This is a genomic window from Alteromonas genovensis (assembly GCF_010500895.1).
Lineage (GTDB): Bacteria > Pseudomonadota > Gammaproteobacteria > Enterobacterales > Alteromonadaceae > Alteromonas > Alteromonas genovensis.
In genome coordinates, this window is the sequence record NZ_JAAAWO010000006.1 from 69,021 (window position 1) to 80,438 (window position 11,418).

Genomic DNA, 11,418 nt, shown 5'->3' on the forward strand with positions numbered 1-11,418 from the left:
CACCTTATATTTCACATATCTTAGCTAAGTGTATTTTAATAATACATTAGTCTTGTATAAGACATAAGTTATTACACAGGCCGAGTTAAGTCAACAAACTGTTAACAAAGTTATTGATTAGCGGGTGGTGTGCTTAACTCGAAAGCGTGTAAAAAAGTGTCAGGAGAAAAGAAATAGTATGTGTTGGGCAGATATACTTAAGCAGGGAAAGGGCGAGAAAGAGTAGATGAAGCAGATACTTAACGTAAAAAGGCAGAGCTGATTGTACTAATCTAACTCTACCTGATAGTGGTAATGATCGGTGCGGCATTTACTTTCGCGGTACTCAATAAGTTTTCCATCTATCGACTCGGTAACGCGAGTAACGAGTAAAAGAGGTGTGCCCTTTTCTATATGTAATGCGTCCGCATCGCTTTCAGATGCCAGCACCGCCTTTATACTGTCTCGGGTTTTAAACACGGTTTGGTTATAGTCGGTTTGATAGAAGTGATAAAGCGTATGAGGAATATCTTCACGGGTATTAATGCCGGTAAACAGTTTTGCCGGAAGATAAACGGTTTCTAGCATGCAAAACTCATTGTCTAGAATTCGCCTGCGTACAAGTTTAATAACCTTGTCTTTAGCTGAAAGCGAAAGGGCTTTTTGCACTACGGTAGATGGCGTAACACGCTCTTTGCTGAGCAATTCCGCTTTAGGAAGGTCTGCACCTTTACCATCGGCTTGAAGAGGGAAAAAGCGGAATAAGGCGTCTTGCGCAGTGTGTTCTGACACAAAGGTGCCTACACCTTGTCGGCGAGTAACTATTTTGGTGTCGGTGAGTAAGGTAAGCGCTTTACGCACAGTACCCTGGCTAACGTTAAATTCGTCTGCCAGTTTAAACTCGCTGGGAAGCATTTCACCTGGCTGCCATCTGCGTTCAACAATGAGCTGCTTAATGTATTCGCCAACCTGCTGGTATAGAGGCTGAAAGGCGAGACTCGGCCCGCCGAGCTTATGGTCAAATTGAGATGAAGACATAAAACCAAAACCTAAAGATTGTTTTTCTTTTGTTATATCATACACAAGATGTATAGCGTACTTTTTACTAATTTTGTATCTGCATGAAAAGTTGGTATGGTCGCTAGCGACGGCACCTTTTCGTTGTTCACCGTCGTTTTTAAAAGCGGCATTTGCTGGTAAAGTTTTAATTGCTGATTGACACCGTGGTTACATTTCATTAACTTGTGTCTTATATAAGACATTCAGAGCGATGAGCAAATGAGTAAGGCATTTAGTGTCAGTGAGCCAGATTGGAACCAAATAGAACCGGCAGATATTACCCAAACACCTTACCTAGAGAATAACGATATTCTTATTGTACCTACTCAGTGTGGTGAGCTTAGGTTATCGATAAGCAATTTCGGGCTTCGGATTCAAAGCGCCGATGATAGCCAAGCTACATACGGAATGCTCACAAGTACGCCGGAAAAAGAGTCGCTCACGTTATCTGTTGACAATGACCAATTTACGCTAAAAGGTGGAAGCTACCGCCTAGAGCTATTCACGTCGCCGCTTCATTTTAAACTGTTTAAAAACGACAAGCTTGTACAGCAAAGCGCCACCGACGGCCACTTTGTTCGTCAGCATCGTCTTCCCCCTTTTGCAAAAACCGATGCGGGTTGGTTAGTCAGTTTAGAGCTTGCCTATGATGAAGCTGTTTATGGCTTGGGAGAGAAATGGGCTAAGCTTGATAAACGCGGTCAGCTTATTCGCTCATACAACCACGATGCCCTTGGTGTTAACGCAGAAAAGTCTTACAAAAACACACCTTATGCTTGGAGCCCTGAAGGGTGGAACTTATTTGTCCATACACCTTCACCGGTAACCCACGGCGTGGGCTACGCGCTATGGTCTCAACGGGCTTATGTGTGCTTAGTTGAAGACGCTTTACTCGATCTATTTCTGTATCACGAAGACACACCAGCAAAAAGCATTAACACCTATAGCCAGCTAACCGGTTTTGCACCAACGCCGCCAACGTGGAGCTTGGGCGTCATTCTTTCAAAAGCGTATTACAAAGACGCGGAAGAGCTTCTAGCGGTAGCAAAAGAAGTGCGAGAAAAAGAAATGCCGTGCGACGTCATTACCCTTGATGGTAGGGCATGGCAAGACACCGATACCCGCTTTGCTTTTGAATGGGACCCATCTCGCTATGCCGATCCGCAACCCGTAATAGATGAGTTAAAGGCACTAGGGTTTAAAATTTGTGTGTGGGAATACCCCATGATTTCCGTGAAGAACCCGTTGTTTAAAAAGGCCGCCGATAAAGGCTGGCTAATAAAAGACAAACGTACGGGCGAGGCCTATCGCTACGAGTGGGATTTAAGCCCATTTGGTGAAGTACTTACGCCATTGCCAGATTCCGGTATTCTCGATTTTACCCACCCCGAAGCCTACGAATTTTGGAGAGAGTCTCACAAGCCTCTCTTCGATTTAGGCATAGATATGATAAAAGCCGACTTTGGTGAGCAGCTAGAAGACGACAATATGCTTTCGTACAGCGGCGATTCGGGCAATCGTCTGCACAATGTGTATAGCATGCTGTATAACCGCTGCGTGTACGAGGCCGCTGAAAAGTATTGTAAAACCGGGCCGTTTTTATTCAGCCGTTCTGCCTGGACTGGCAGTCAGCGTTATCCTTCACAATGGGGCGGCGATCCGCAAGCCGATTGGCAAGGGCTTGCAGCAAGCATTCGCGGTAGTCTGTCGTGGGGGTTATCGGGCGGGCCGTTCTTTGCTACTGATATTGGCGGTTTTTATAAAGATACCCGCGATGCCGAGCTTTACGTTCGCTGGACTCAAGCGTCGGTATGTAGTGCTCACATGCGTCTTCACGGTATAGGGCCTCGCGAACCTTGGTCTTACGGTGAAGCCGCGTCGAGCGCGGTGTTTGAAGCACTAAGATTGAGATACAGACTCATTCCTTATTTACAGAAAGTGGCGCAGCAGGCCTCGAAAACCGCCTTGCCCGTTCAACGCGCAATGGTACTGGCGTTTCCTGATGAACCCCTTTCTCACGGCTTCGAGCAGCAGTTTATGTGTGGTGACGACCTACTCGTTGTGCCATGTGTGGTGCCGGGTGGAAAAATAAAATACTACCTGCCTAAGGGCGAATGGGTGCGCTTGGGTAGCGATGAAGTTATTAACGGTAATAGCTATAAAGAAGAAACGCTGTCCCTTAATGATATGGCCGTTTTTGTGAAAAAGGGCAGTCAAATTGAGTTTGGACCAGACGTTCAACACACCGATATGGACATGTCGAACACCACCCTATGGCCGGCGCAATAGCGAGGAAGGAGTAGTACATGGACATCACCCTTACGCTGTTGTCATGCACGGCATTTATGATTTTAGTTGCCGTTATTTCTTACATGAAGACGAAAGGCGAGGTAAATACGCAAGACGGGTACTTCCTTGCCGGGCGTGGGCTTACCGGTACCTTTATTGCCGGTTCCATGATCCTAACTAACCTTTCCGCCGAGCAGTTGATAGGACTTAATGGTTCTGCCTTTGGGTATAACTTAAGTGCCATGGCGTGGGAAGTTACCGCAGGTATCTCTACCATTATTATGGCGCTAGTGTTTCTGCCACGTTATTTGGCCGGCGCTTTTTCTACCTTACCTGAATTTCTTCGAGACCGATTTGACGACAGCGTGCGCCGCATGACCGTTGTGCTGTTTATGGTGGGCTACTCCCTCGTTACCATACCTTCTGTACTGTACTCGGGCTCCATTGCCGTGCTTCGACTTTTTGATGTACCTGGTTTATTAAACCTAAATTATGAGGCAAGCCTCGTATTAACCATTGTGGTCGTGGGCACAGTGGGGGCTTTGTATGCCATTTTTGGTGGCTTAAAAGCGGTAGCCGTGTCAGATACTATCAACGGCGTTGGCCTGTTAATCGTGGGTTTGTTAGTACCAATACTTGGTCTTATTGCATTGGGGGACGGCAGTTTCAGCCAGGGTTTAACCACCATTGCCACAACAGAAACCGAAAAGCTCAATGCAATAGGCGGGCCCGACGATCCGGTTCCGTTCGGCACCATTTTTACCGGCATGATTTTGGCCAACCTCTTTTATTGGGGAACGAATCAATACGTTATTCAGCGCACCCTTGGCGCGAAAAACCTGGTGGAGGGGCAAAAAGGCGTGCTCTTTTCAGGGTTCTTCAAAGTGCTGGTGCCATTTATGATGATGCTGCCTGGCGTTATTGCTTACCATCTGTATCAAGATGAAAGTTTGCAAACTATTGACTTAGCGTATCCGCACTTGGTGAAAAACGTATTGCCCCAATATCTGTCTGGCTTTTTCTTAGCAGTATTATTAGGTGCTGTTTTCAGCTCATTCAATTCGCTGTTAAACAGTGCGGCTACTTTGTTCTGTCTCGATGTGTATAAGCCCTTCAAAAAGGGCAACGTCAGCGATGAAAAAATTATACGGGTAGCAAAGATAACCAGCTTGGTTATTGCGGTTCTGTCTTTCATTACCGCACCGCTGCTCATGTTTGCGCCTGATGGTTTGTGGCAAATTATTCGTATATTTACCGGCTTCTATAATATTCCGGTAATTACCATTGTGCTGGTAGGTTTATTCACCAAACGCGTGCCCGCACTAGCTGCCAAAGTTGCCATAATTTTCCACGTTATTGCGTACGGACTGTTGAAATTTGTGTGGGAAGTGGACATCAACTTCATTCATATTTACGGCATTTTGTTCTTCATAGAACTGACCATTATGTTGGTTATTGGGCGTCTGTATCCTATGGCCACACCATGGCAATTTACATTAAAGGCAGAAGTTAATATGACGCCTTGGCGCTATGCTATTCCAAGCGCCATCATTCTTATTAGCCTTATTGCAACGCTTTACCTCATGTTCTCACCCATCGGTTTTGTGGGAGGGTTGAGTCAATCATTTATACCTCTTTTGATAACCCTGTGGGCGAGCTGCTTCATTGCCATTGGCTTAAGTCTTAAATGGTGGCGTGTTAGATACGCAAAAAGTCTGAAGCGTTTAACGGCCAACGCCTAACCAATGCCTAATGAGTAGGTAGAAATGATCCCCTTATTTCTACCTACTCCGCATTTACCAAAAATATGGCCATCAAAAACATGCCGAAATATTAACATTCTATTTGCAAATGAATTTACAATTGTTTAACTTAAATACTCTTATATAAGATACTAGATAAAAGATATCTTCTATACAAAACGGTGTTAAAAACAAAAGTTACATTGTGGTGTGTTTCACTTATAAAAATAAAACCTACATGCTTTGCGTCATCAATATGCCTACACAAGCTTGATTATTGATTGCGAAAAAGGCTTGAGAACAGTCCCTTGGAGAACAACATGAATACAAGAAGGTCTATTGTTAGTCGGGCGGTAACGCTCGCCATGACATCTGGATTACTCGTTAGTGCACATGGCTATGCGCAAGAAAATCAACAGGCCGAAGAGCCTATTGATGAACGATCACTCGAGAAAATTGTAGTAACGTCGCAAAAGCGTGTGGAGAGTATCAGTGATATTCCTGTTGCAGTGTCTGTTTTGCGTGAAGATCAAATTAACGCAGCCTTCGCTAACAACATTGAAGGCCTCCAAGCGTTGGTGCCTTCTGTAAGCTTTCGAAAAGGTAACACAACCCGAAACTCGGCAATTACGGTTCGTGGTGTAGGTACTATCTCCTTTAGTATTGCGGCTGAGCCAAGCGTATCTACCGTTGTAGATGGTGTTGTTCTTGGGCGTTCTGGTCAAGCATTTATGGACTTGTACGACCTACAAAGAATTGAGGTTCTACGCGGTCCACAAGGTACATTGTTTGGTAAAAACGCATCGGCCGGTGTCGTAAATATTACCACTAAGCGTCCGCAGGATGAGTTTGGTGGAATGCTAGAAGCCACGTTGTTTCAAGGTAATGAATATCGGCTAAGAGGCAGTATGCACGGCGCCTTAAACGAAGACGCTAGTGGCAGCATTACGGTAATGAAATCGGGTTTCGACGGTTATATTGAAAACGTTTTCAATAACGAGACGGTTAACGGTTACGACAGAGAAGGCGTTCGCGCCATGCTCGATTATAGTATTTCAGACGATACCGAAATGCTTTTCATATTTGAAAATATGAAGTCAAACGATGACTGTTGCGCAGATTTAGAGCTAACGCCAAGCGGTCGTCACCAGTCAGAGGCCTCACCCGATAGCACTGGTGTGGGCGACTTGGACTTAAGCCAACGCCAAGTCGATCACGACTTTGAAACGCGTACCATCGATGAACATACTGCGTTCTCGATGCAGTTCGACACTATGATTGGCGATCACCAATTTACCTCTATTACCGCGTATCGCGATTGGTCGAACACGGAATTCCGTGAAGGCGATTTCACCTCTACTGCCGGAGACGCACCGCTGCCTGTATTTGGCGTGCCGTTTCAGCTACATGACATCGGTCCTCAAGACTGGAACCAAGTATCGCAAGAATTCCGTATTGCTTCACCTTTAGGCAACGCACTTGAATATCAAGGCGGTGTGTTCTGGTGGCAACAAAAGTCTAACCGTAGCTTTACGCGAGAGGCGAGCTGTCAAAACAACAACGGACAATTCCCTGCGGCAATTAGTGCGTATTTAAGCGGCACATTAGGTGTTGAAAACCCTAGCGAAGAACAAGTTAACCAGTTTATTGAAGACGAGTCGCTAAGCTGTTTATCAAACGATATTGTTAGCGCAACTGCCTTTATGGAAACTGAGTTTCTAAACTACGCCGTATTTGCTGACGGTAAGTACCACATAAACGACGACTTACGCTTACTATTCGGTTTGCGTTATACAAAAGATGAAGTGAGCTTTTCTCATAACCGTCGCAGTAACGATGAGTATGCAAGAACGGGTGTAGGTGTTCGTGGCTTTGATACAGACTTCGACGGAGAGACAGACGAAACTGATTTGTCGGGTAAGCTAGGCGTGCAGTACGACATTAACGACAACAGCATGGCTTATTTTACCTTCTCGCAAGGTTATAAAGGCCCTGCGTTTAACGTGTTTTACAATATGGCGCCAAACGATACGCTTCCTATTGGCCCAGAAACCTCTGACGCTTACGAGCTAGGCTACAAATACGCCAGCCGCGACTTCGTATTTAATGCGGCAGTGTTCCGCACAGAAATTGACGGTTTCCAAGCTAATAACCCAGAATTGTTAGACGGTGTTTTCATTACTCGTTTAACTAACGCCGGGTCTATTATTACCGAAGGTGCAGAAGTTGACTTTATTTGGCAAGTAAGCGACCAATTTAGCTTATTCGGTGGAATGGCTACCGTTGATGCGACTGTTGATGAGTTTAGATGTCCAGTAGGCTTAGACACCTGCGACGGCAGATCGGGTGCCGACTTACCATTCTCACCAGATTTGAAATACTCTCTAAGCGGTGAATACGTTTGGGAACTTGACAATATGAACGTTTACTTAAACGGCTCTTACGTTTACACCGACGAAATATTCGCAGGTGGCCCAGGTACAACGGCTGAGACAAACCCTGAAGCCTTATTGCCTGACTATGGCATTGTTAACGCAAGCCTGGCGTTCTCGTTTAACGATGATGACGTTCGTATATCGCTAATTGGTAAAAACCTGACCGACGAAAGTTTTGTTACTACCTACAGCGGTGACAACTTCCGATATCAAATTCCTCGCGATGCAGACAGGTACTTTGGTATTCAAGCTCGCCTAAGATACTAAGATTAGCAAAAAAGCATAAGCCAGCGGTGATGTAATTGCCGCTGGCTTTTTTGTTTGTAGCTTAAGTGTATTACTTTTCACGTATTATTTAGTACGCGCAATCAATTAGGCATGCAATACGACAGTTCGCCTGTAACAAATAGCCTATTAAAGACAACCTATTCCACACTCATGCTTTATAGCAAAGGGCATAAAATGAAAAACTTGTACCCATCTAGCTTTGCCACAGTAATGACTTCCCTGTTTGTGTTGTTGGGATTAACCACAAGTGCCAACGGCGAAAATAGAATTGATACTCAACGACCCGATGCGCCCGAATTAGCAAAATATGGTCAATACAACGTGGGCGTGCGCACACTTAAACTTATTAATCCTAATCAGATTGATGTTGTAAGTATTGATACAGCCCAGCTTGATTCATCGGGTGTTAACTCTAGTGGCTCCGATGCGCCCTCACTTCCAAAATACGACAGGCCGCTTACGGTAGAGCTTTGGTATCCAGCGGCTGAAGATGCAACTGGCAGTAGGGTGCAAACTACTTATTTACGCGATGGTAAAACCAAAATTAGTCTTCATGGCAAGGCAATGCGCGACGCGAGCCCTACGCAAAGCGACCAAGCCTATCCCTTCGTTATTATCTCTCATGGTTATCCTGGTAACCGCTATTTAATGTCTCATTTGGGCGAGAACTTGGCATCAAAAGGCTATGTGGTTGCCTCCATTGATCATACCGACTCAACCTATCGCACGTTAAATGCTTTCAAATCGACGCTCGTTAATCGCCCCCTCGACCAAGGCTTCGTGCTCGATGAAATTGAAAGGCTCAGCGAAACTTCAGACTCTTTCTTGCACAACATGGTTGATACGCAAAACACAGCCATTATCGGATACTCGATGGGTGGTTACGGCGCAGTAATTATGAGTGGCGCAGGAATGACCAAGCAAGCAGCCGAATCTAACAATATGGTGCCTTCTGGTTTATTAAGCATGTATCAACAGGCTTCAACTTCTCAAGCCAAGCGGCCCGACTCAAGAATTAAAACTGTTATCGCGTTTGCCCCGTGGGGAATGAATTATAACGTTTGGAATGAGCAAGGTTTAGCCGACATAGACGTACCCATGCTGTTTGTTGCAGGGTCTGTTGACGATGTTTCTGGATACGAAAATGGCGTAAGAGCGCTTTGGCAAAATGCGAAGAATACCGAGCGAGCCTTACTTACCTATGAAAATGCTAATCATAGTGCGGGTGCGCCAATGCCCGCGCCTGAAGAAAGCTTTTATTTCAACGAAGACCTCGGAATTAACGTGAGTGTGCACTATACCGACTCGGTGTGGGAAAGCGCCAGAATGAACAATATTGCGCAGCACTTTACAACGGCTTGGCTAGGTAAGTACCTAAAAAAGAATACTGAAATGCAAGATTACTTAGACCTGGTGCCGTCTTCGAATGAGGGCAAATGGGCCACAGATCAAAGTGGTGAGGAAAAGCCAGAACATACACACTGGACTGGTTTTAAAAATCGAACGGCTAAAGGTTTGAAATTTGAATGGTTAAAGCCGCAAGACTAACCGTAAGTCCACTCACCAGCCTGTAACCGAATGCCATTTGTCCACGGCAACGCCATTTTCTACCACGTAATAATGGCTGTATTGCGCGGCAGTGGCGCATGCATGATTTGGGAGAATTTCTACGGCTTTGGCTGCTGGGAAGTGAGTGAAAATACCGTCAGTGCTTTTTGATTGGCTTTCCGACGGCGTTTCGGGGCTTGCGTTTGAAGCTGCAGTAATAATGCCGTGCTCTTGATTCGCGTCGCTCATGATGTAGCGCGTATTGTGGCTACTTGAAGGGGCAACTAGCCCATAGCCATAATCCTGAACGTGATCGGCGGTGCCGCGGTCTCTCGACATGGCCATCCAGCCAGCATCGGTTATTACCCAGCCTTTGTCTTTCTGATGACCTATTACCGTGCCCAGTACCGACATAGCAATATCGTCTACGTCGCATACGCCTAATCCTGCCATAACAAGGTCGAAAAATACGTACACGCCGGCGCGCACTTCGGTGATGCCGTCGAGTTGGTCAACGGCAAATGCGGTAGGGGTAGAGCCAATAGACACCGTATTACAATGTATTCCCTCTTCAAACAAACGTTTAACAGCATGTAGAGTCAGGTCGCGCTCTTGTGCCGCCATGTCTTGCTTTGCTTTTTCAGTAAAGCAAGCATAAGACTCGCCAGCATGGGTCATCACCCCTTCAAACTTTGCATGAGCACTATTGCTGATGTGTTTAGCAATGGAAATAAGTGTGTCAGTGTGAGGGTTTACGCCAGAGCGATGCCCATCGGTATCTAGCTCAATAATGACCTTAAATACGCAGTTGTGCTGTGCCATTTTCTCAAAGATAAGTGACAGCATATCCTCATTATCGATGACAACCGTTAGGTCACAACCTTGCTGAATAAGTTGTGCCACGTGGGCTATTTTGTTTGGTGTAATACCTACCGCATACAAAATATCGTCCATGCCGTGTTTAAAGAAATAGTCGGCTTCTTTTAGCGTTGAAACCGTAATGCCCTTAACGTTGCCAGCATCAATAATGGTCTGAGTTACTTCAATCGACTTATGGGTTTTAACGTGAGGACGTAGAGTGCATTGCAAATTACCAATATGTGCAGATAACCGAGCAATGTTGCGCTGCATTTTGGCTTTGTCTATCAAGCAGCAGGGTGTAGGTAAGTCTTCAATGTTGGTTGGAGTAAAATGCATAAGCGCCACACAATAATTTAGATACTGCATACAGTAATGCACTAGTACTCAGGTTTCGAGTGTATTTACCGAAGCAAGCAATTATTTTCAACCAATAACTAGAATCATTAAAATGTGCATCACTCTATATTTGATAGTCACCTCATTGAAGGAGTGATTACTGATAAGGTTTACAATGTTCAGAGACTTAATCGAGAAAGTTCGATGATGTGATAGTGGCAAGTGGCTTGTAAACTGAACAAAAAAGCCGCAGCATGAATGACTCAAACCGCGGCTTTTGTAAATTTTTCTTGAAACGGTTTGGCTTAGGCCTTACGGCGCACGCTTACTAGTCCGGCGATAGCCATTGCCATTAAACCTAATGATGCTGGCGCAGGAACGTCAACTGCATTATTAACATTCACTGATGCCGGAACAGTGCCAGCGTCAGTAGCAATGTTGACTTCTCTGACCTCAGACGTAAAGAAGTCAAGAAAAGATGCAGCGACAGTACCAAAACCGATAGTTGAACCTATGGCATTCTTACGTCCAAGTAATTCAATTTCTAATACGGTGTATTCGCCTGCCAAAACTTCAGAAAAGTTGGCAAAGTCAATGCTAAAACCATAGCTTTCATCACCAGATAAAAAGGCTAAATCAGACAATGCTGTTAAGTCGCTGCTAAACGTTCCATCAACGAAACCAAATATCGTTTTGTCAAATTCAAGTTGAAGCTGAAAACCAGTAAAGGCTTCGGTCATATCAGCAATGACCGAGACAGTAACGGTTTCGCCAACATCAATATCGTTGTCGCTTACAGATAATGAAATTAACGATGCATTTGCCTGCATTGTCACGAATAAAAATAAGCTAGCTAAAATCTTTTTCATGTTATCTTCCTA

7 protein-coding genes are annotated in these 11,418 nt (G+C 45.1%); 4 read left to right on the plus strand and 3 right to left on the minus strand.

Annotated elements, in window-relative coordinates:
* Positions 1-267: 267 nt before the first annotated feature.
* Entirely contained in the window at positions 268-1,017 is a 750-nt protein-coding gene (locus tag GTQ48_RS09830; RefSeq protein ID WP_163106530.1) for a GntR family transcriptional regulator, read from the minus strand.
* A gap of 240 nt (positions 1,018-1,257) precedes the next feature.
* On the opposite strand from GTQ48_RS09830, the gene GTQ48_RS09835 reads away from it, so the two are divergent.
* From GTQ48_RS09835 to GTQ48_RS09850, 4 genes are all read left to right on the plus strand, one after another.
* On the plus strand, positions 1,258-3,327 hold the full coding sequence (locus GTQ48_RS09835; RefSeq protein ID WP_163106531.1) for a glycoside hydrolase family 31 protein: 2,070 nt from the start codon (positions 1,258-1,260) through the stop codon (positions 3,325-3,327).
* 17 nt (positions 3,328-3,344) lie between these two features.
* Positions 3,345-5,069: a solute:sodium symporter family transporter gene (locus tag GTQ48_RS09840; protein ID WP_163106532.1), complete on the plus strand. Its 1,725-nt coding sequence runs from the start codon at positions 3,345-3,347 to the stop codon at positions 5,067-5,069.
* 320 nt (positions 5,070-5,389) lie between these two features.
* Positions 5,390-7,771, plus strand: coding sequence for a TonB-dependent receptor (locus GTQ48_RS09845; RefSeq protein ID WP_163106533.1), 2,382 nt, complete (start codon positions 5,390-5,392; stop codon positions 7,769-7,771).
* A 195-nt stretch (positions 7,772-7,966) separates the two neighbouring features.
* Positions 7,967-9,340, plus strand: a complete 1,374-nt coding sequence (locus GTQ48_RS09850; protein ID WP_203565182.1) for an alpha/beta hydrolase family protein — start codon at positions 7,967-7,969, stop codon at positions 9,338-9,340.
* A gap of 12 nt (positions 9,341-9,352) precedes the next feature.
* Here the strand turns inward: GTQ48_RS09850 and GTQ48_RS09855 are convergent, their stop codons facing one another.
* Positions 9,353-10,567 carry an alanine racemase gene (locus GTQ48_RS09855; protein ID WP_203565183.1) on the minus strand — a complete coding sequence of 405 codons (1,215 nt, stop codon included), beginning with the start codon at positions 10,565-10,567 and terminating at the stop codon, positions 9,353-9,355.
* A 275-nt stretch (positions 10,568-10,842) separates the two neighbouring features.
* Entirely contained in the window at positions 10,843-11,406 is a 564-nt protein-coding gene (locus tag GTQ48_RS09860; RefSeq protein WP_163106534.1) for a PEP-CTERM sorting domain-containing protein, read from the minus strand.
* Positions 11,407-11,418: the final 12 nt, after the last annotated feature.

Excerpts from the sequence above, each read along its gene's own strand:
- GTQ48_RS09830 (WP_163106530.1), bottom strand. The coding sequence starts at position 1,017 with ATGTCTTCATCTCAATTTGACCATAAGCTCGGCGGGCCGAGTCTCGCC.
- GTQ48_RS09835 (WP_163106531.1), top strand. The coding sequence starts at position 1,258 with ATGAGTAAGGCATTTAGTGTCAGTGAGCCAGATTGGAACCAAATAGAA.
- GTQ48_RS09840 (WP_163106532.1), top strand. The coding sequence starts at position 3,345 with ATGGACATCACCCTTACGCTGTTGTCATGCACGGCATTTATGATTTTA.
- GTQ48_RS09845 (WP_163106533.1), top strand. The coding sequence starts at position 5,390 with ATGAATACAAGAAGGTCTATTGTTAGTCGGGCGGTAACGCTCGCCATG.
- GTQ48_RS09850 (WP_203565182.1), top strand. The coding sequence starts at position 7,967 with ATGAAAAACTTGTACCCATCTAGCTTTGCCACAGTAATGACTTCCCTG.
- GTQ48_RS09855 (WP_203565183.1), bottom strand. The coding sequence starts at position 10,567 with ATGCAGTATCTAAATTATTGTGTGGCGCTTATGCATTTTACTCCAACC.
- GTQ48_RS09860 (WP_163106534.1), bottom strand. The coding sequence starts at position 11,406 with ATGAAAAAGATTTTAGCTAGCTTATTTTTATTCGTGACAATGCAGGCA.